The organism is Vibrio sp. FF145 (genome assembly GCF_041439075.1).
Taxonomy (GTDB): domain Bacteria; phylum Pseudomonadota; class Gammaproteobacteria; order Enterobacterales; family Vibrionaceae; genus Vibrio; species Vibrio tasmaniensis_A.
In genome coordinates this window covers 32,899-54,300 of record NZ_JBGONH010000031.1, presented here as the reverse complement: position 1 = coordinate 54,300, position 21,402 = coordinate 32,899, and the positions used below count along the sequence as shown (strand labels likewise).

The 21,402-nt window shown below is 45.4% G+C and carries 18 protein-coding genes; 7 read left to right on the top strand and 11 right to left on the bottom strand.

The annotated features are described in order from the left end of the window. Positions 1-87 precede the first annotated feature (87 nt). Positions 88-4,290, top strand: coding sequence for a DNA-directed RNA polymerase subunit beta' (rpoC, locus tag ACED42_RS13070; RefSeq protein WP_371702838.1), 4,203 nt, complete (start codon positions 88-90; stop codon positions 4,288-4,290). Between the two features lie 330 nt (positions 4,291-4,620). Here the strand turns inward: rpoC and ACED42_RS13065 are convergent, their stop codons facing one another. Further along, the gene (locus tag ACED42_RS13065) at positions 4,621-5,118 is read right to left on the bottom strand and encodes an Rsd/AlgQ family anti-sigma factor (protein ID WP_012604999.1); all 498 of its coding nucleotides are present in this window, start codon (positions 5,116-5,118) and stop codon (positions 4,621-4,623) included. A gap of 164 nt (positions 5,119-5,282) precedes the next feature. Here ACED42_RS13065 and nudC point away from each other — a divergent pair, with 164 nt between their 5' ends. Both nudC and hemE read left to right on the top strand, forming a co-directional pair. Then, positions 5,283-6,092 carry an NAD(+) diphosphatase gene (gene nudC / locus ACED42_RS13060; protein ID WP_371702836.1) on the top strand — a complete coding sequence of 270 codons (810 nt, stop codon included), beginning with the start codon at positions 5,283-5,285 and terminating at the stop codon, positions 6,090-6,092. A 299-nt stretch (positions 6,093-6,391) separates the two neighbouring features. Continuing rightward, positions 6,392-7,459 (top strand): uroporphyrinogen decarboxylase, encoded by a 1,068-nt coding sequence (hemE, locus tag ACED42_RS13055; RefSeq protein ID WP_004729761.1) that lies wholly within the window; start codon positions 6,392-6,394, stop codon positions 7,457-7,459. Between the two features lie 108 nt (positions 7,460-7,567). On the opposite strand, the gene ACED42_RS13050 is transcribed toward hemE, so the two are convergent. Next, positions 7,568-8,161: a uracil-DNA glycosylase family protein gene (locus ACED42_RS13050; RefSeq protein WP_017096514.1), complete on the bottom strand. Its 594-nt coding sequence runs from the start codon at positions 8,159-8,161 to the stop codon at positions 7,568-7,570. Continuing rightward, on the bottom strand, positions 8,161-9,087 hold the full coding sequence (locus ACED42_RS13045; protein WP_017096515.1) for a D-2-hydroxyacid dehydrogenase: 927 nt from the start codon (positions 9,085-9,087) through the stop codon (positions 8,161-8,163). The genes ACED42_RS13050 and ACED42_RS13045 overlap by 1 nt, the downstream gene beginning before the upstream one ends. Positions 9,088-9,158: 71 nt before the next feature. On the opposite strand from ACED42_RS13045, the gene ACED42_RS13040 reads away from it, so the two are divergent. Beyond that, positions 9,159-9,746, top strand: coding sequence for a YjaG family protein (locus ACED42_RS13040; protein ID WP_017055908.1), 588 nt, complete (start codon positions 9,159-9,161; stop codon positions 9,744-9,746). A gap of 83 nt (positions 9,747-9,829) precedes the next feature. On the opposite strand, the gene ACED42_RS13035 is transcribed toward ACED42_RS13040, so the two are convergent. Continuing rightward, positions 9,830-10,981, bottom strand: a complete 1,152-nt coding sequence (locus ACED42_RS13035; RefSeq protein ID WP_135382773.1) for a CNNM domain-containing protein — start codon at positions 10,979-10,981, stop codon at positions 9,830-9,832. Positions 10,982-11,251: 270 nt separating this feature from the next. Here ACED42_RS13035 and hupA point away from each other — a divergent pair, with 270 nt between their 5' ends. Together hupA and ACED42_RS13025 are read left to right on the top strand one after the other, a co-directional pair. Then, a complete protein-coding gene (gene hupA, locus ACED42_RS13030) occupies positions 11,252-11,524 on the top strand; it encodes a nucleoid-associated protein HU-alpha (RefSeq protein ID WP_371702834.1) in 273 nt (90 codons plus the stop codon). Between the two features lie 47 nt (positions 11,525-11,571). After that, positions 11,572-12,270 (top strand): DUF1481 domain-containing protein, encoded by a 699-nt coding sequence (locus ACED42_RS13025; protein ID WP_009844684.1) that lies wholly within the window; start codon positions 11,572-11,574, stop codon positions 12,268-12,270. Positions 12,271-12,438: 168 nt separating this feature from the next. Here ACED42_RS13025 and purD read toward each other — a convergent pair whose 3' ends face one another. Both purD and purH read right to left on the bottom strand, forming a co-directional pair. Next, entirely contained in the window at positions 12,439-13,728 is a 1,290-nt protein-coding gene (gene purD, locus ACED42_RS13020) for a phosphoribosylamine--glycine ligase (RefSeq protein ID WP_371702832.1), read from the bottom strand. Between the two features lie 282 nt (positions 13,729-14,010). Continuing rightward, positions 14,011-15,603 (bottom strand): bifunctional phosphoribosylaminoimidazolecarboxamide formyltransferase/IMP cyclohydrolase, encoded by a 1,593-nt coding sequence (gene purH / locus ACED42_RS13015; RefSeq protein WP_371702830.1) that lies wholly within the window; start codon positions 15,601-15,603, stop codon positions 14,011-14,013. A 325-nt stretch (positions 15,604-15,928) separates the two neighbouring features. Here purH and zntR point away from each other — a divergent pair, with 325 nt between their 5' ends. Further along, positions 15,929-16,369, top strand: a complete 441-nt coding sequence (zntR, locus tag ACED42_RS13010) for a Zn(2+)-responsive transcriptional regulator (RefSeq protein WP_009844687.1) — start codon at positions 15,929-15,931, stop codon at positions 16,367-16,369. Positions 16,370-16,416: 47 nt separating this feature from the next. Here the strand turns inward: zntR and ACED42_RS13005 are convergent, their stop codons facing one another. From ACED42_RS13005 to accC, 5 genes are all read right to left on the bottom strand, one after another. Then, the gene (locus ACED42_RS13005; protein ID WP_017096520.1) at positions 16,417-17,376 is read right to left on the bottom strand and encodes a GGDEF domain-containing protein; all 960 of its coding nucleotides are present in this window, start codon (positions 17,374-17,376) and stop codon (positions 16,417-16,419) included. Positions 17,377-17,547: 171 nt separating this feature from the next. Further along, positions 17,548-17,844: a DNA-binding transcriptional regulator Fis gene (fis, locus tag ACED42_RS13000; RefSeq protein WP_004729744.1), complete on the bottom strand. Its 297-nt coding sequence runs from the start codon at positions 17,842-17,844 to the stop codon at positions 17,548-17,550. 23 nt (positions 17,845-17,867) lie between these two features. Then, positions 17,868-18,836 carry a tRNA dihydrouridine synthase DusB gene (dusB, locus tag ACED42_RS12995; protein ID WP_009844689.1) on the bottom strand — a complete coding sequence of 323 codons (969 nt, stop codon included), beginning with the start codon at positions 18,834-18,836 and terminating at the stop codon, positions 17,868-17,870. Positions 18,837-18,976: 140 nt separating this feature from the next. Next, a complete protein-coding gene (gene prmA, locus ACED42_RS12990; protein ID WP_012604987.1) occupies positions 18,977-19,864 on the bottom strand; it encodes a 50S ribosomal protein L11 methyltransferase in 888 nt (295 codons plus the stop codon). 188 nt (positions 19,865-20,052) lie between these two features. Then, positions 20,053-21,396: an acetyl-CoA carboxylase biotin carboxylase subunit gene (gene accC / locus ACED42_RS12985; protein ID WP_009844691.1), complete on the bottom strand. Its 1,344-nt coding sequence runs from the start codon at positions 21,394-21,396 to the stop codon at positions 20,053-20,055. Positions 21,397-21,402 lie beyond the last annotated feature (6 nt).

The following is a 21,402-nucleotide window of genomic DNA, read 5'->3' as shown; positions in this document are numbered from 1 at the left end:
CTCTTTTTTATAAAGAAGATTGGATTACTTGGTAAAGGGGGCTCACTTTAGTCGGTGAGCTCCTTTAACTCCTTACAGGAGCTGAACGTGAAAGACTTATTAAACTTTCTAAAAGCACAGCATAAGACCGAAGAATTTGATGCAATCAAAATCGGTCTATCTTCACCAGACACGATCCGTTCGTGGTCTTTTGGTGAAGTTAAAAAGCCAGAAACAATTAACTATCGTACGTTCAAACCTGAACGTGATGGTCTGTTCTGTGCACGTATTTTTGGTCCAGTTAAAGACTACGAATGTCTTTGTGGCAAATACAAGCGCCTGAAGCACCGTGGTGTTATCTGTGAGAAGTGTGGCGTTGAAGTTACACAAACTAAAGTTCGTCGTGACCGTATGGGCCACATCGAGCTTGCTTCACCAGTTGCTCACATCTGGTTCCTAAAATCACTACCGTCTCGTATCGGTCTACTAATGGATATCCCTCTGCGTGATATCGAACGTGTTCTTTACTTCGAAATGTACGTAGTAACTGAACCGGGTATGACTGATCTAGAAAAATCTCAGATGCTTACTGAAGAAGAGTATCTGGATCGTCTAGAAGAGTGGGGTGACGAATTCACTGCTAAGATGGGTGCTGAAGCGATCAAAGATCTGCTTTCAACAATGGACCTTCATCAAGAAGTGGAAGAAATGCGCGAAGAGTTGGAAACAACTAACTCTGAAACTAAGCGTAAGAAAGTTACTAAGCGTTTGAAGCTAGTTGAAGCGTTCATTTCGTCAGGCAACAAGCCTGAGTGGATGATCCTGACTGTACTTCCAGTGCTACCGCCAGATCTACGCCCTCTAGTACCACTAGATGGCGGTCGTTTTGCGACTTCTGATCTGAACGACCTTTACCGTCGTGTGATCAACCGTAACAACCGTTTGAAGCGTCTTCTAGAGCTAGCGGCTCCAGACATCATCGTACGTAACGAAAAGCGTATGCTGCAAGAGTCTGTTGATGCCCTTCTAGATAACGGTCGTCGCGGTCGTGCGATCACGGGTTCTAACAAGCGTCCTCTGAAATCTCTTGCTGATATGATCAAGGGTAAACAAGGTCGTTTCCGTCAGAACCTTCTAGGTAAACGTGTAGACTATTCTGGCCGTTCTGTAATCACAGTTGGTCCATACCTTCGTCTACATCAGTGTGGTCTTCCTAAGAAGATGGCACTTGAGCTATTTAAGCCGTTCATCTACAGCAAGCTAGAAACTCGTGGCATGGCTACGACAATCAAAGCTGCTAAGAAAATGGTAGAGCGCGAAGAAGCGATCGTTTGGGATATCCTAGACGAAGTTATCCGTGAACACCCAGTACTGCTTAACCGTGCACCTACACTTCACCGTCTAGGTATCCAAGCGTTTGAACCAGTACTAATCGAAGGTAAAGCGATTCAGCTTCACCCACTAGTGTGTGCGGCATACAACGCCGACTTCGATGGTGACCAAATGGCTGTACACGTGCCTCTAACTCTAGAAGCACAGCTTGAAGCTCGTACCCTAATGATGTCGACGAATAACATTCTGTCGCCAGCATCAGGTGATCCAATCATCGTACCTTCTCAGGACGTTGTATTGGGTCTTTACTACATGACACGTGACAAGATCAACGTGAAAGGTGAAGGTATGTACCTTGCTGGCCCTGCTGAGGCTGAAAAGGCATACCGTACTAAGACTGCTGAGCTACACGCTCGCGTTAAAGTACGTATCACTGAAACTGTAGTAGATGAAGACGGCAATAGCACAACGAATACTGGCCTAGTTGATACGACTGTAGGTCGTGCAATGCTATGGCAGATCGTTCCAGCTGGCCTACCGTACAACATCGTTAACCAAAAGTTAGGTAAGAAGCAGATCTCTACTCTTCTTAACGAGTGTTACCGTAAGCTTGGTCTAAAAGATACAGTAGTATTTGCTGACCAAATCATGTACGCAGGTTTCGCATACGCGGCACTTTCTGGTGTTTCTGTAGGTATCAACGATATGGTTGTTCCTCAAGCGAAATACGATGAAATTGAATCTGCTGAAGAAGAAGTTCGTGAAATCCAAGAGCAATTCCAATCAGGTCTTGTTACTGCGGGTGAGCGTTACAACAAAGTTATCGATATCTGGGCATCTACGAATGACCGCGTTGCGAAAGCAATGATGGATAACCTATCTTCTGAAACAGTTATCAACCGTGACGGCGAAGAAGAACAGCAAGAATCGTTCAACAGCATCTACATGATGGCTGACTCGGGCGCACGTGGTTCTGCAGCTCAGATTCGTCAGCTAGCAGGTATGCGTGGTCTGATGGCGCGTCCAGATGGTTCAATCATCGAAACGCCGATCACAGCGAACTTTAAAGAAGGTCTAAACGTCCTTCAGTACTTTATCTCAACGCACGGTGCTCGTAAGGGGCTTGCGGATACAGCACTGAAAACAGCAAACTCGGGTTACCTAACTCGTCGTCTAGTAGACGTTGCTCAAGACGTTGTAGTACACGAACATGACTGTGGCACGCATGAAGGTATCGACATGATGCCTCACATCGAAGGTGGTGACGTTAAAGTTGCACTTTCTGAGCTTGCTCTAGGTCGTGTAGTAGCTGAAGACGTTCTTAAGCCTGGTACTGAAGATGTACTGATTCCACGTAATACTCTGATTGATGAGAAGTGGTGTCAAATCATGGAAGACAACTCAGTAGATAGCATGAAAGTGCGCTCTGTTGTTACCTGTGATGCAGACTTCGGTTGTTGTGCACAGTGTTACGGTCGTGACCTAGCACGTGGTCACCTAGTGAACCAAGGTGAAGCAGTTGGTGTTATCGCTGCACAATCTATCGGTGAACCGGGTACACAGCTAACGATGCGTACGTTCCACATCGGTGGTGCGGCATCTACTGCAGCAGCAGAGAACAGCATCCAAGCTAAGACAACTGGTACTGTGAAACTTCACAATGCTAAGTTCGTAGTTAACAAAGATAAGAAACTGGTTATCACTTCTCGTGCATCTGAGATGACGATTATTGATGAATTCGGCCGTACTAAAGAGAAGCACAAACTTCCTTACGGTTCGATGCTAACCAAAGGCGACAACGCAGCAGTTACTGCTGGTGAAGTTGTAGCTAACTGGGAAGCGCATACCATGCCAATCATCACTGAAGTGGCAGGTCGTATCCAATTCGTAGATATGATCGATGGTATTACAGTTTCTCGTCAAACTGACGATCTAACGGGTCTTTCTTCAAGTGAAGTAACAGACGCAGCAGCTCGCCCAGCAGCAGGTAAAGATATGCGTCCAGCTATCAAACTTGTTGATGAACAAGGTAATGACGTAATGATCCCTGGTACTGATATGCCAGCTCACTACTTCCTACCTGGCAAAGCGATTGTAAACATCGAAGATGGCGCTGAAGTTGGCATTGGTGACACACTATCTCGTATCCCTCAAAAATCGAGCGGAAACAAAGATATCACCGGTGGTCTGCCACGCGTAGCTGACCTATTCGAAGCTCGTAAGCCTAAAGAGCCTGCGATCCTTGCTGAGCACACAGGTACTGTGTCTTTCGGTAAAGAAACGAAAGGTAAGCGTCGTCTAGTAATCACTCGTGAAGGCGGTGACGCTTACGAAGAGATGATTCCTAAGCACCGTCAATTGAACGTGTTCGAAGGTGAGAAGATTGAACGTGGTGATGTAATCGCCGACGGTCCTGAAACTCCACACGATATCCTGCGTCTACGTGGTATCCACGCAGTGACTCAGTACATCGCGAACGAAGTTCAAGAAGTTTACCGCTTACAAGGCGTAAAGATTAACGATAAGCACATCGAGACTATCGTTCGTCAAATGCTACGTAAGTGTACAATCACTCATTCTGGTGACTCTCCGTTCCTACCTGGCGAACAAGTTGAGTACCACAATGTTAAGATTGCTAACCGTAAGCTAGAAGCTGAAGGTAAAGAACTAGTGCGTTTCGAGCGTGACCTACTAGGTATTACTAAAGCATCTCTTGCAACTGAGTCATTCATCTCAGCTGCATCGTTCCAAGAAACGACTCGCGTACTAACAGAAGCTGCGGTTTCTGGTAAGCGTGATGACCTTCGCGGTCTGAAAGAGAACGTAATTGTTGGTCGTCTGATCCCAGCTGGTACTGGTTTCGCATACCACCAAGAGCGTCAAAAGCAACGTGAAGAAGAGCAAGAAGGTCCTTCAGCTGAACAAGCTACTGACAATCTAGCAGCACTTCTAAACGCTGGTTTCTCTTCAGAAGAGTAAGCTCTACGAGTAGTCTCTAAGAGATAAGAAAAAGGCACCTTCGGGTGCCTTTTTTGTATCTGGCGTATTGGTATTTAGCTATGACTTATAAAGTGATAGGTGTGATTATCTAGCTGGTGGGGTTGGATTTATGTCCTGAAGAGTGCTCTTTGAGGCCAGTAAGATAAAGGGTAGAGATGATTAGGCTGATTAGGGCTGTAACCATATGCTTATGGCTAAAGGTCAGGGCGAGCGAGTAAGCTCTGTCTGAAAGGTTCTGGGTAGTTTGGATAACCTTACAGACAAAACAAAAAGCTTGCACAGAGGCAAGCTTATTAAGGATTCAGCTAACTAAGCGCCTGGTGGAATCGCTAAACTGTCTGCAATAAGCTGGATAAGATTATCTTCTACTTCAAAACGTACTTCGAGTAGTTCACCTACTTTTGACATATCTCCTTCGAAGTTAGGCAACTCATCGTCTGCACTTACTTTAACGTACTTATCATTGAACTCTAGAAGCGGCTCGGTTGTAAGTACGATCTTCGCGTAAGTTGTATCAATCTCGTCATTGGTTTTAAAGCCTGTTGCTTGCCATTTTTTCATGACCATATCGTAGATCTTAAAATGACCCTCTGAGATATAATCGACAACATGATCGCAGAATGAGCTTATTTCTTTAGGAGAAGGGAGTTCAACAACGTTTGATTGCCCATTGCTAGCTGGCTGCAAGGCACCTAGCTTACAATACTCAACGATTAGAGACTGTCGAGTTTCGAGCCAATGATCGATGACCTCATTAGAGCCACCCCATTGTTCTTGTATTTGTTTGAATTTATTTAGCATGACCATGTCCTCATGATCTGATCACAACCTTGTGATCAAGTAATTGCCTAAGCAGGGTCCATTTATTGGTATCTACTAAAAGTAATAGTTTGAATTATTCTCGGCTACAACTCTAGTATGAAATCAGATTGCCAGTAAAATGAACGAACTGCAAGCAATGAGGCATAGGGATGTTAAAAAAAAGTGATAACAAAATGACAGAGCAAGCTTATTGGTGCGTCGTTTCAGGTAGTGATATTTGGGTTAATAATGATCAGTTTCCTTATGGCTCAGCTGAAGAGCTAGGGCTGGATGTCGAGCATGCAATCTGCATTGGTCAGCATCAAGGTCGTAAGGTGTATTGGCTCAACGATTGCGATGTGGAGATTGATCTGAGCATGGTCAGCCTAAGAGATTTGCTTCACTGGCCTGAATCAAGTTTTCTGATCGCAAGCAAAGCTATCCAGTATGGGCACATGACACAAAGTATGCGTTTTTGTCCTCAGTGCGGCGGTCGTAATCATTTGAATCATAATCAGGTGGCGATGCAATGTGGAGACTGCCGAACGCTTCATTACCCTCGTATCTTCCCGTGCATCATTGTCGCTGTACGAAACGACAACAAGATATTACTTGCGCAGCACCCAAGGCATAAAACGGGTATGTACACCGTAATAGCGGGCTTCCTAGAGGTTGGAGAAACCCTAGAGCAGTGTGTGGCGCGAGAAGTCAAAGAAGAAACGGGGATCGATGTGAGTAACATTCGTTACTTTGGTAGCCAGCCATGGGCGTTTCCATCGAGTATGATGATGGGCTTTCTTGCAGATTATGCTGGTGGTACGCTTAAACCCGATTACAGTGAACTGTCGGATGCCCAATGGTTTGACGTAACAAGCCTACCTGATGTTGCTCCAGTCGGAACGATTGCGAGACAATTGATTGAGAATACAGTCGATGACATAAGGAAAGCCGGCGTCGCGGAGCAAGAACTAGAACATTAAATTACCTGTGATAGTATTTGGCCTATGGGTGGTCAAACACTAAAAAAAACCCTCCACAAGTGGAGGGGGTAAGTAAGATGTCGTTATGAGATGCTGAGTAGTGACTACTCAGTTGTTATAATTGTAATTTTCGCTAGCGAACAAATTTTTAACATGCTCCTGTAATTGGGTGCAAATTAAGCATGGATTTAAAAGTTAATAACTTGATCTAGGTTGCAAAGCACACAGCTTTTACCCTTCAATCAGTGTTAGAATACTTGCCATCAAAACTAGACAAGATTGAATTGGAATTTAACGGAATGACCGAATTAAAAAACGATCGCTATTTACGCGCACTTTTAAAACAGCCTGTTGATTACACACCGGTATGGATGATGCGCCAAGCTGGCCGCTATCTTCCAGAGTACAAAGCAACGCGCGCTGAAGCGGGCGATTTCATGTCTTTGTGCAAAAACGCTGAACTAGCATCAGAAGTAACACTTCAACCTTTACGTCGTTTCCCGCTTGATGCGGCAATCTTGTTCTCTGACATCCTAACTATCCCAGATGCGATGGGGTTAGGTTTGTACTTCGAAACAGGTGAAGGCCCTAAGTTTGAACGCCCTATCACATGTAAAGCTGACGTAGAAAAAATTGGCCTACCTGATCCTGAAGGTGAACTTCAATACGTAATGAATGCCGTTCGTCAGATCCGTAAAGACCTGAAAGGCGAAGTGCCACTGATTGGTTTCTCTGGTAGCCCTTGGACATTGGCAACTTACATGGTTGAAGGCAGCAGCTCGAAGGCGTTCACTAAGATCAAGAAGATGATGTATGCAGAGCCACAAACGTTGCACTTACTTCTAGATAAGCTGGCTGACACTGTTATTGAATACCTGAACGCGCAAATTAAAGCAGGTGCACAATCGGTAATGGTATTCGACACATGGGGTGGTGTACTTACTCCGCGTGACTACAACCTGTTCTCACTGCAGTACATGCACAAAATTGTCGATGGCCTAATTCGTGAAAACGAAGGTCGCCGTGTACCGGTTACTCTGTTCACTAAGAACGGTGGCATGTGGCTAGAATCTATCGCAGCGACTGGCTGTGATGCAGTTGGGCTAGACTGGACAATCAATATTGCTGATGCAAAAGCACGTATTGGCGATAAAGTGGCTCTACAAGGCAACATGGACCCATCAGTACTTTACGCACAACCTGAGCGTATTCGTGAAGAAGTCGGCACTATCCTTGAAGGTTTTGGTGACGGCGGTACTGGCCACGTATTTAACCTTGGCCATGGTATTCACCTAGATGTGCCACCAGAAAATGCTGGTGTATTTGTGGACGCAGTTCACGACCTATCTAAGCCATACCATAAGTAATTCAGTATGTGTTTTTAGAAAAAGCGCTGTCGAGAAATCGGCAGCGCTTTTTTATTATCTTTCTATCCGCACTCAATATCGGCTAAATCATCGTTGATGTGCAGCTAATTAGGCATTTGGATCATGGCAGGCCAAATGCTCTGATACGTGCTTCCTGATATAGGGAATGACTTCACTTTCGAACCATGGGTTTTTCTTGAGCCAGATATTATTACGTGGTGAAGGGTGGGGAAGTGGCAAAAATTCTGGAGCCCAAGCCTGCCAGTTACGTACCGTTTCAGTGAGTGTGCTGGTGGCTTTATCTTTTAGATAATAGTTTTGCGCATACTGACCAATCAGCAAGGTCATTTGGATGTTGGGCAGTGATTGCAGTACTTTTTGGTGCCATAGCGCAGCGCACTCCTTTCGAGGCGGTAGATCGCCACTTTTTCCCTTTCCTGGATAGCAAAAGCCCATCGGGACAATCGCGACTTTTTGTTCGTCATAAAACGTATCGCTATCCATCTCTAGCCATTCTCTCAATCGCTCGCCACTGGCGTCGTTCCAAGGGATAGATGATTGATGAACCTTGATACCGGGTGCTTGGCCTATGATTAACAAGCGCGCGTTTGGGTGTGCCTGAATCACTGGGTTTGCACCGTGTGATAAATGAGGTTCACAAGCGGTGCATTGTCGTATCTCGGTGAGCAGTGACGAGAACATCAGTAGCCTTTATCAAAATCAATGGTGTTATTCAGTGTAAAACCATCTCGCCATTGTTGGTAATTATTGGCGAAGATCTCCACGACCTGTCTTGGCTCACTTAGAGCCGCAATGTGTGGTGTGATGGTCACTTGCGGCAACGTCCAAAACGGGTGTTCTTGTGTGAGAGGTTCGCATTCAAAGACATCTAAGAAAGCGTGTTCAACCCATTTATTCTTAATCGCAAGCAGTAACGCTTTATTGTCTACGCTTTCCCCGCGCCCCACATTAAACAGCAATACGTTAGAGCAGTAGCTTAAGGTGGTTTGATTCAGTAGTTGGTAGGTCTCATCCGTTGATGGCAGGGTGTTCACTACAATATCCGCTTGCTTGAGGGCGGCTTCTAGTTCATTAATGTGGAAAGTGTCTTTGAAGGTTTCTTGCTTTGATGGGATACCTGTCCGGTTGACACCTATGGTGTGAATACCAAAAGCAGCAGCGGTTTTAGCTAAATGACTGCCAATTGACCCCGTTCCTAAAATCACCATGGTTTTGTCAGTTAGGCTGGTATAAAGCTGCGGCTGCCAGTTTCGTTGTACTTGTTGCTGGTGGTAGTGAGGAAAGTGTCTACAGTGGCTGATCGTGTAACCCAACACGTATTCAGCAATCGCAGGGCCGAAGATGCCTTTGACGTTGGTCAGCGTATAATCTTGGCGAAGATCCGGCTGAGTGAGTTTATTGATTCCAGCATAGGTACTTTGCACCCAGTCTAGCTTTTTAAACTCATTAAGTCGCTCCACTATTAAAGGAGGAGCAGCCAGTACGATCTCAGCTAATTCGGGGTTTTGAGTGATTTCGAGGTCAGGTAACCCTTGGTTTAGAATCAGTTGCGTATAGGTATCGTCATGCTCGGTAAGAATATAGAGCTTATTCGTAAAATTGTTCATCGGCTTACCTTTTCCCCCCAGGGTTTATCAAGTACACTTTCGCTGTCTTTTTCTGCAATTATTGAGTGACTATGCTTCAGAATCCACTGCAGGTTCGTCTTGAAAAGTTAGAACCTTGGCAACAAATTACTTTTATGGCGTGTCTATGTGAGCGTATGTATCCTAACTATGCCATGTTTTGTGAGAATACAGAATTTGCGGAAGCTCGAATCTACCGTGATGTTTTGGATAGCATTTGGGAAATCCTAACCGTTAAAACGGCAAAGGTGAACTTTGAGCGTCAACTTGAGAAAGTAGAAGAGCTATTCCCTAGCGCAGATGATTTTGATTTCTATGGTGTTTACCCTGCAATGGATGCATGCCAAGGCTTAGCAACATTAATCCATGGTCTACTTGATCGTGAGCATATGTTGGAAGCGGTAATTAAAGTGAGTCAACAATCGGTGAAGACGGTTGCTGAGCTTGAGTTTGCTCAAGGCGCTGAAGAAGTGACGAACGAAAACCAGAAAGAAAACGAAGCGGTATGTGAAGAGTGGGACGTTCAGTGGGCCATTTTCCGACCTCTACGTGAAACGACTGAGCGTGACTTAGAGCTGATCAAAGACCTACGCCACGAACTGCGTGAAGACCCAGTGAGCAACATTGGTGTTGCGTTATAACGGATGTTGAGTTGTAGCGAATAGAATAAAAAACAAAGGCTCCCTAGGGAGCCTTTGTTGTATCTGACGCTATCAAATTTAGATTAAGCGTCTTTCTTGTCTTCTTTTTGAACCTTGCTTTCATCCGCTGACTTTGAGTCTGAGGTGTCGTTGTCTGCTAGAGTTTTTTCTTCTAGCTCGTCCTCTTCATCGCGGTTTTCGATAACACCGTGTGTCTCTTTCCACGTTTCCCAGCGTTGGAACGCCAGTTCTTGCATGTCTGTGGTTTTATCTGCTTCGTCGACAATCTCTTCACCCACTAGGTGTTCAAAGATATCTTCTAGGGTGATGATGCCCTGAATTGTGCCGTACTCGTCCACAACTAAAGACAGTTGCAGGCGGTTTGCCATCATTTGGTCAAAGGCCTTAGCTAAGCCCATGTTGTTTAGCAAGACGTGGATAGGGCGCATCACTTCACCCAGAGCCTTCTCACCGCAACCCGCTTGCTGCAATCTAAACAGCTCTAAGCGGTGGACAAAACCGATGATATTGTCAGTTTGCTCGCTGTAAACCAGTGGGCGTGAGAATGGCGTGTCTTTGTGTTGTTCTAGGAACGTATTAACACTCATTTCTGCATCAACGCGGAATACAACAGGGCGTGGTGTCATGACTTGAGTCACGGGCACATCTTGAATACCTAACAGATTGCTCAGGATTTTTGATTCACCTTCAGCAAATTCACCGCTCTCTTTTGCCAAAATAGCCATTGCAGATAGCTCATCACGCATTTTTGGTGCCTGGTGGCCGCGAGCTAAACGTTTGGTGATTTGCTCTGAGAACCACACAAATGGTGTTAGGAAAAAGACCATCCAGCGAAGCACATTTGATGATGCTGGAGCAAGTTGACGCCAGTAGGTTGCGCCAATGGTTTTTGGAACAATCTCAGACAGAACTAAAATACCCAGAGTTAATACGGCAGAGAATACGCCTAACCATTGGCTACCAAAAATGACTGCTGCTTGTGCACCCGCTGTCGCTGCACCTATGGTGTGCGCGATGGTGTTGAGCGTTAAAATTGACGCAAGCGGGCGGTCAATGTCGGTTTTCAGTTTGTCTAATGACTCTGCTGCAGGGTGCCCATTTTGTTTTAGTTGAGCAATGTAGCTCGGACTAATACTCAAAAGTACAGCTTCCAAAACAGAACAAATGAAAGAAACTCCAATAGCAATGGAGACGTAAATAGTTAGCAGCAGCATGTTTGCCCTTAAATTAAATTGTACGCTTTAGCAGCGATTCAGCGTGGATTATAGAGAATAAGTAGTGGCTAGGTCATCATTAATTTTGCTCTCAACCCCTTTTAAACAAGGGCTTGCTCAGTAAAATCAGTAACAAATTGTGAGTTATTACTCATATTATGGCTAAAACTACGGCATTAGAGCTAAAGATCGACGACAAACCTTTGCCAGATGGGGCATTTATGTTTTAGAGTGAATCGAATTCAAAAATACAAAGAAGGGAAACCTAAAATGAACAAGACTCAATTAATCGACTTTATTGCTGAAAAAGTGGACCTTTCTAAAGCACAAGCTAAAGCTGCTCTAGAAGCGACTCTTGGCGGTGTTACAGATGCTCTTAAAGATGGCGATCAAGTTCAGCTAATTGGTTTTGGTACTTTTAAAGTAAACCACCGTGCAGCTCGCACTGGTCGTAACCCAAAAACTGGTGACGAGATCCAAATCGCTGCTGCAAATGTTCCAGCATTTGTTGCAGGTAAAGCGCTGAAAGATTCAGTGAAATAATCTAAACTGTACCGAGGTAGTCGTATTCCACCTCGGTACAGGTTTTTATGAAAAAAGCATTTCTTCTCGTTTCACTATTATCTACATTTCTCATTGGCTGTTCATCAACCAGCCCTCGCAAAAACCTAGAGCAATTTGAAACTCACACCGGCGGCCAAGTCATGGGCGACGCGACAAGTTTCTACTGGGTTACAAACAAGCTAACACAACCTCATACTTCAGCTGACTACGTCACTGTAGGCGATTACGGCTGGTACCAAACGGACTATGCTTGGTCGGAAGGTATACTTCGTGAATTTATTCGTGAAGGTGAGCAACGTAATTCTTCTAATGAGCTGGTTCCGTATAGTGTCCATGTGCGTTTTAATAAGTCAGGCGAAGCTGTATATCAGCAGTATCGTATTGATAGCAAAATTTTACCTATCCAAGTTAAGCAACTCGAAAGCTACCAGAAAGAAGCCAAGTCGGTTTTAGAAACTACGATGAAGCAGCATGACGAAGGGCTAAGACTGGTTCAGGGTTACTGGAATGGTCGTTCTTTTGAAACGTGTGCTGGTGGTGAGTTTGATCGCTTTGAATTTAATCAGACCTTGCCAAGCTTCGTGATCGATCGATTGGCGTCTGTGGAAAGCTATGCGGCGTTTCTTGGCAGTGATTCACTAGGTAAGATGAGCGTAGAAGAGTTACTGATGCTGGCTGAAGACAGCCATGATTGTGTCGTTAGGCCGTCATTGTTGAAAGAATAGCGATCAACTAAAGGATTGAGGGTATTTGGCTTGCTGTAGGCCAAGTGCTGATTTGTCTGTACAGGTACAGATTCCTAGAGAGATTGAGTGATAAAAAAGGCGCCTATCGAGGCGCCTTTTCTGTCATTTGCTTACTGTTATTGGAAAGTAAGCGAGCAACAAGATTGTTTACTGCTCTTGTTCGCGCGCAATCGCACGGTAACCAATATCATTGCGGTGGAACATACCATTCCAGCTAACTTGCTTCGTCAACGCGTAAGCGCGCTCTTGAGCCTCAGAAACCGTATTGCCCAGTGCTGTTGCACAAAGTACACGACCGCCGTTTGTCACAACGTCGCCAGCTTCATTATTTGTCGTACCCGCGTGGAAAACCTTTTGGCCTTCAACTTCGCTTGTTGGTAGTGAAATAACGTCACCTTTTGCGTAGTCAGCAGGGTAACCGCCAGCCGCAAGAACAACACCGATAGAAGCGCGTGGATCCCACTTCGATTCTGCTTCGTCGAGCTTCTCGTCGATAGCCATCAGGCAAAGTTCAACAAGGTCTGACTCCATACGCATCATGATAGGTTGCGTTTCAGGGTCGCCAAAGCGGCAGTTGTATTCGATAACTTTAGGTGTGCCGTCAGCATCGATCATTAGGCCAGCGTAAAGGAAACCTGTGTAAGGTGCGCCTTCCGCGTCCATGCCACGTACCGTTGGGTAGATAACTTCTTCAAGGATACGGTTGTGGATTTCAGGCGTCACAACAGGAGCAGGAGAGTAAGCACCCATGCCACCGGTGTTAGGACCAGTGTCTTTGTCGCCAACACGTTTGTGATCTTGGCTGGTGGCCATAGGAAGCACGCTAGAACCGTCAACCATTACGATGAAGCTTGCTTCTTCGCCTTCAAGGAACTCTTCAATTACCACGCGGCTGCCTGCTTCGCCAAATGCGTTGCCTGCTAACATGTCTTTGATTGCGTCTTCTGCTTCTTCAAGGGTCATCGCAACGATAACGCCTTTACCAGCAGCAAGGCCGTCAGCTTTTACTACGATTGGAGCACCTTGCTCGCGAACGTAAGCGATAGCTGGCTCGATCTCAGTGAAGTTTGAGTAGTAACCTGTTGGGATATCGTGACGAGCTAGGAAGTCTTTGGTGAATGCTTTAGAGCCTTCAAGCTGTGCTGCCGCTTGAGTTGGGCCGAAGATTGGTAGGCCAACTTCGCGGAATGCATCAACCACACCAATAACCAATGGTGCTTCAGGGCCCACGATAGTCAGTTCGATTTTTTTATCTTGAGCAAACTCGACTAAACCAGCGATGTCTTCAACACCGATGTTTACGTTCTCAAGTTTCGGCTCAAGTGCAGTACCTGCGTTGCCTGGAGCGATGAATACTGTTTCAACATTTGGGTTTTGTGCCGCTTTCCAACCAAGTGCATGCTCACGACCGCCGGCACCGATAATCAATACATTCATGTTTTAAAATCCTTATAGCTGCTTCAGAGCCTTTATTTCTGCGTCAAACATGCTCACTTATGGTCATAAGCTCCGCGTGTTTTCCTTGAACTAAAGTCACTGACTTGCTCTACGTATTTCAAATATCGGAATATTTAAAAAACAAAATTATAAGTTTTGCTCAAAGTAGTTGGTGATGTGGCTAGGCAGCAATTGAGCCCATCCCCGGGAGCATAGTCCGCTATGTGACCGGGGTGGGCGAAAGCAGCTAACGACGCCACAGTGCCAAATACGAAGAGGAAATTAGTGGCGGAAGTGACGCATGCCCGTAAAGATCATCGCCATGCCGTGTTCGTCTGCTGCAGCGATAACTTCGTCATCACGCATAGAGCCGCCCGGTTGGATAACACACTTGATGCCAGCTTCTGCTGCCGCGTCGATACCGTCACGGAATGGGAAGAATGCATCTGATGCCATCACACAACCTTCAACCTGTAGACCTTCGTCCGCCGCTTTGATGCCTGCGATCTTCGCTGAGTAAACGCGGCTCATTTGGCCTGCGCCAACACCAATTGTCATGTCACCTTTCGAGTAAACGATAGCGTTAGACTTAACGTACTTCGCTACTTTCCAGCAGAATAGCGCATCTTTTAGCTCTTCAGCCGTTGGTTGACGCTTAGAAACTACTTTTAGGTCGTCTTCAGAAACCATGCCTTGGTCGCGGTCTTGAACTAGCAGGCCGCCGTTAACGCGCTTTACGTCAAAGCCAGTCGTCTTCGTTGTCCACTCGCCACACTCAAGTAGGCGAAGGTTTTTCTTAGCTGCTACGATTTCTACTGCTTCAGCAGAAACTGATGGTGCAATGATAACTTCAACGAATTGACGCTCAGTGATAGCCGTTGCTGTTGCAGCGTCTAGCTCACGGTTGAAAGCGATGATGCCGCCAAATGCAGACGTTGGGTCTGTTTTGAATGCACGGTCGTAAGCTTCTAGGATGTCTTCACCTAGTGCAACACCACATGGGTTAGCGTGCTTAACAATTACACATGCTGGCTGGTCGAACTCTTTCACACACTCAAGTGCTGCGTCAGTGTCAGCGATGTTGTTGTAAGAAAGTGCTTTACCTTGGATTTGACGAGCTGTAGATACAGACGCTTCTTCAGGGTTTGCTTCAACGTAGAAAGCGGCTGCTTGGTGGCTGTTCTCACCGTAGCGCATGTCTTGCTTCTTCTCGAACTGTTGGTTGAACGTGCGAGGGAATTTGCTCTCTTCATCGCCTTCCTTGTTCGCGCCGTAGCTAGGAACCATAGTGCCGAAGTAGTTAGCGATCATGCCGTCGTAAGAAGCCGTGTGCTCAAATGCAGCGATAGCGAGGTCGAAGCGAGTCTCTAGGGTTAGAGATTGCTCGTTAGCGTCCATTTCAGTGACAACGCGCTCGTAGTCGTGTGCGTTTACAACGATCGTTACGTCTTTGTGGTTTTTCGCTGCAGAGCGAACCATTGTAGGGCCACCGATGTCGATATTCTCAACAGCGTCAGCAAGGGTACAACCTTCTTTAGCAACGGTTTCTGCGAATGGGTATAGGTTTACAACAACCATATCGATAGGGTTGATACCGTGAGTTTCCATCACGTCATCATCTTGGCCACGACGGCCTAGAACACCACCATGAACTTTTGGGTGCAGAGTCTTAACACGGCCATCCATCATTTCTGGGAAACCAGTGTAGTCAGATACTTCTGTAACAGAGATGCCTTTTTCAGCAAGCAGGCGAGCAGTGCCACCGGTAGATAGGATATCTACACCACGGTTAGCAAGAGCTTGTGCAAATTCAACGATACCAGTTTTGTCTGATACGCTGATGAGAGCGCGGCGAATTGGACGAGCGTTATTCATGCTTCCATCTTCCTCAAATTCATGGGGTTAAAATAAAGATATTTGCCAAAAAAGAACTTGTTTCTATCTTCTTAGCGTGGATTATCTTAGATACCAGTAAGAGATAAAATATTGGCCAGTTTTGGTAAAGACCTTTTGGGTTTGTCTTATGATTAAGCAATAAGATAACCAACTCCAAATTTGATGGCGCAGATTCTAACTAATTTATTACAAAAAAGCTCGCGCAATCGTTTGGCATCTCAAAATTAATTATGAAAAGTGCCATTTCAGCCTGAAAAGTAACGATAAGGTTAATTGTGGAATGGACGGAACAGTAGGAAAAAACATGTTTCAGATCGGTGAATTAGCGAAAAGATGCGGTGTGACAGCCGATACCTTGCGGTTTTATGAAAAAAGTAACCTGATTGCTCCTGCCAGTCGCAGTGACTCAGGATATCGCTTATATGATGAAAACAATCAAAAACAGGTGACCTTTATTCTTAAATCTAAAGCGTTAGGGCTGAGTTTAGATGAAATTAAGGAATTGCTCGAGATTCGCTTGGAAGCAACGCAGCACAGTTGCTCGGAAGTGAAAGCCATCACAACGGCAAAGCTGACACTTATTGATGAAAAAATCAGTGAACTTGGCAGAATACGCACGGCATTAAAGAAGATTAATGATGCTTGCTGCGGTCATGTAGATGACGATGCGAGCCATTGTTCTATCTTAGGTGCTTTGGCGAGCGAAGATAAACAAAGCTCATGCTGTGCTGCTGATGGTAAATAGCTGAAAAGGTCCCCGTTAGGGAGAGAGGTTTACTACGGTTGATAACCCTAGGAAGCTTGCAGTATTTTGGCTCTTAGTTGAGCGTCAATTTTTAAAGTGGGTAGGTTATTATGGTAAAGCGTGACTTGGTTGCGACCAGTCTGCTTTGAAGAGTACATGGCTCTATCAGCTTGAGCCAATAGTTCTTTTATGGTTTTAAGGTGTGGTGTGTATTCAGCAACACCGATGCTGACTGTTGGGTAGATGATGTGGCCGTCTACGGTACACGGCGTTGATTCAATCGTTTTACGAATCGTCTCCGCAACGTAATAAGCTTCAATGGCACTGGTGTGTGTGAGAATGACACCGAATTCTTCGCCACCCAAGCGACCTAGATAATCATCGCAGTCTATTGACTGTTGGCATAAACTCGCGACTTGAACGATTACCTCATCACCAGAAAGGTGGCCAACTTGATCATTGATCTCTTTGAAGTGGTCTATGTCTATCATCAAACACGTTAAGCTTTGCTTAGGCGATTGACTGAACTCTTTTTCCAACCCAAGTAAAAAGGCACGTCTATTTAAAATCCCAGTTAGCTCATCGATTTCAGCGAGTTCTATCAGCTCAGCTTCACGTTGCTGTGCTTTAGTAATATCTCGCTCTTGCCACAGCACGTATTGCTTTTCTGGCGAGAGATACAATGGCTTTAATGTCGATTCAAAATATCGATCGTCTGATTCTGCAGATTCTTCCCCTTGAGCGAAAAGTTGTTCAATAGAAAGCTGAAGTTGCTGACAGGGCGCAAGAGAGTATTGAATGTATTGAATTTCGCGACTGGAATAAGCTTGCTTTGCCGCCTCTAACAGCTGCTTTTCAACCGCGGGAGGCAACAGTTCTGAAACTGTGTGGTGATTTGGATTGTCAAAGTTTTCAACAATACGTCCGGATGTATCCAACAGAAGATGACGATCAGGCAGTTCACGGATCAGTGTGCTAAGCCATTCTTCCCTTTTCATATCAAGCATGTAGCTTCCAGACGATTAGATTAATGGGTCATTATATCGGTAGTGATTACGTTATCAATCGTTACATCTCATTAATTGATTGATAATTGTTCGCTTGTTGCCATATAAACAAAAAAAAGCCGAGTTCAATAAAGAGCTCGGCTTCTAATTCAATAAATTACGAAAGAACGATTAGTTCATGCCGTATTTTTTAAGTTTCTTGCGAAGAGTACCGCGGTTAATACCCATCATGGTTGCTGCGCGAGTTTGGTTACCGCGAGTGTACTGCATGATAGTGTCTAGTAGTGGCTGTTCAACTTCAGCTAATACTAATTCGTATAACTCGCTGACTTCTTGACCGTTTAATTGAGCAAGGTAATTTTTCAATGATGCTTTAACTGAGTCACGTAGTGGCTTCTGCGTGATTTGGTCTTGTGATGTAACTGTAGTTACTGTCAATGCTTCTGAAGTCAGATTTTGTTCGAACATATTCGGTCTAGCTCTTCTCGTAATTATGGTGCAACGTTATCAAAAAAACCTTCTAGCGCTTCAAGCTGCAGATCACCTGCTTCGAATGCGTTGAAGGTACGGCGAAACTCACTCGCTTGTTCATGCTCTTTTAGATACCAACCCACATGCTTACGAGCGATGCGAGGGCCTAAAAACTCTCCATAAAATTCATGTAGAGCGAGCACATGACCAAGCATGATGTCTTTCACTTCCGAAATCGGGAGTGGGTCCATCGTGGTGCCGTTTTCCAAATAGTGTAGGATTTCGTTAAAAATCCAAGGACGTCCTTGGGCAGGTCGACCTATCATTAAAGCATCAGCGCCGGTGTACTCCAGCACAAACTTCGCTTTTTCCGGACTATCGATATCACCGTTAGCGATAACCGGAATAGATACTGCTTGTTTCGCTGCTTTAATGTGTTTGTATTCTGCCTCACCTTTGTACATACAAGCGCGAGTTCTCCCGTGAAGGGCAAGAGCTTGTATGCCGCAGTCTTCGGCTATTTTCGCGATTTGGACACAGTTTCTATTGTCTGTATCCCAGCCTGTGCGCGTTTTCAACGTTACTGGAACGTCGACAGCATTTACGACAGCCTTCAGAATATCTTCAATGAGTTCTGGATGCTGAAGTAGGGCTGAGCCCGCAAGCTTCTTATTCACTTTTTTGGCTGGGCAACCCATATTGATATCGATGATTTGCGCACCGTTAGCAACATTGAATTGAGCAGCCTCGGCCATAAGCTGTGGATCTGCACCAGCGATTTGTACTGAACGAATGCCCGATTCGCCTTCATGTACCATACGCTGCTGAGATTTTGACGTTTTCCAAACTTTCGGATTGGAGGACATCATTTCACTGACTGCCATCCCCGCACCGTAACGAAGACACAACTCACGGAATGGTCTATCCGTTACGCCAGCCATAGGAGCGACGATTAGATTGTTCTTAAGTTGATAATTTCCGATTTTCAAAAATGTCATCACAGTTCTGTACCAGCAAGGGCGCGCATTTTACGCATTTTTTCGCTGCGTGAAAAGACTAATATTTGAGCATTTACAATTTGTTTTTGTAATTCGTTTAAATTTCAATCAATTAGCGCCCAAAGTCTTACCTAGCCTTGCTTGCGACCAGAGATTCGACACCATTCTTGTTGTTCAATGATCGGATCAATGTGAAGCTCATCACGATAATAAGTTGCAACATCTTCCGCTTGTGTATCTAAAACACCCGACATTGCTAGTACACCATTTGGCTTTACTAGACCTTTAATGATGCCAGAAAGGTCGCGTAATGGACCGGCAAGAATGTTGGCAACAACAACGTCAGCGAGCAAACCTTCCGGTTGATCTTGTGGCAAGAACACCTCTAGTTGCTCAGCAACACCATTGCGTTGTGCGTTGTCTTTTGATGCAAGCAGAGCTTGAGGATCAATGTCGATCCCGACAACTTTTGCCGCGCCAAGTTTGATCGCAGCGATCGCAAGAATGCCTGAACCACAACCGAAGTCGATCACGGTTTTGCCTGTCAGGTCTAGGCCTTCAAGCCATTCAAGACACAATGCTGTTGTTGGGTGAGTGCCCGTACCAAATGCAAGACCAGGGTCTAGCATGACGTTTACAGCGTCAGGTTCAGGGATATCGCGCCAGCTAGGGCAAATCCATAAACGCTCACCAAACTTCATTGGGTGGAAGTTGTCCATCCATTCACGTTCCCAATCCTTGTCTTCAATTTGCTCTACTTTGTGAGCAAAGTCTGCAGGGAACATGTTGCTTGCTTTAATCTGCGCTAGAACGACACCAGTGTCAGTCTCAGCGTCGTAAAGCGCGAGAATGTCAGTATCACCCCAAAGGCGAGTTTCGCCCGGCAGAGGCTCAAATACAGGGGTATCTTGTGCATCCAGGAAAGTTACAGAAAGAGCACCAGTCTCTTCCATTAACATGTCGCCGATTTGTTCGGCATTTTCATTGGTAGCATTAAGCTTGATTTGAATCCAAGGCATGGCTGCATCTTCTATATGAGAAAAATTGGATGGCGAGTCTAGCAGAAAATATGAGCAAATTCACCAAAACCCCACGGAATATAATGGGGATTATGAATTGATTATTGCGAGTATTTACAAACAAAAATGCTCACCGAAGTGAGCATTTATTACTGTTCTACAGAGAACGAATTACGGAAGGCTAGCGTCTATTGTAGACCAAGCTTCTTCTCAAGGTAGTGGATGTTTGCCCCACCGTGTTGGAAGTTTTCGTCGTTCATAATAGACAGTTGAAGCTCAGTATTAACGTTAATACCTTCAACAATCATTTCACCCAATGCGTTCTTCATACGAGCGATAGCAACATCACGGTTCTCACCGTAAGTGATCAGCTTACCAATCATTGAATCGTAGTGTGGTGGCACTGTGTAACCCGTGTAGATGTGAGACTCCCAACGTACGCCCATACCACCTGGAGCATGGAAGCGCGTGATCTTACCCGGAGACGGTAGGAAACGTACGGGATCTTCTGCATTGATACGACATTCGATTGAGTGGCCGCGCAGCTTAATATCATCCTGTGTGAATGATAGAGGCTGACCAGCAGCAATGCGAAGTTGCTCTTTCACTAGATCGATACCCGTTACCATTTCAGTAATCGTGTGCTCAACCTGGATACGAGTGTTCATTTCGATGAAGTAGAACTCACCGTTCTCGTATAGGAATTCAAATGTACCTGCGCCGCGGTAACCAATCTCAAGACATGCACGAGTACAACGGTCGCCGATGTATTTACGCATTTCTTCAGTGATACCTGGTGCTGGCGCTTCTTCCACAACTTTCTGGTGACGACGCTGCATTGAACAGTCACGCTCACCTAGGTGGATAGCATTACCTTGACCATCGGCAAGCACTTGTACTTCAATGTGACGTGGGTTTTCTAGGAATTTTTCCATGTAAACCATGTCGTTATTGAAACATGCTTTTGCTTCAGCACGAGTCATTGCGATAGCTTCTGTTAGTTCTTTTTCAGTACGAACAACACGCATACCACGACCGCCGCCGCCGCCAGAAGCCTTGATGATTACAGGGAAACCAATGCGCTTAGCGTGCGCTTTGTTTTTCGCTTCGTCGTCGTCAAGAGGGCCGTCAGAACCTGGTACACAAGGTACACCCGCTTTTTTCATTGACGTGATAGCTGACACTTTGTCACCCATCATGCGAATGGTTTCAGCTTTAGGGCCAACGAAGATAAAACCACTGCGCTCTACCTGTTCTGCAAAATCTGCATTTTCAGATAGGAAGCCGTAGCCTGGGTGAATAGCAACTGCACCCGTTACTTCAGCAGCGCTGATGATACGAGGGATGTTCAGGTAGCTATCGATACCACGAGCTGGACCGATACAAATGGTTTCGTCAGCAAGCAGTACGTGCTTAAGATCGCGGTCAGCGGTTGAATGAACTGCGACCGTTTTGATGCCAAGCTCTTTACATGCTCGCAGAATACGCAGTGCAATTTCACCACGGTTCGCGATTACTAATTTATCTAACATAATGAG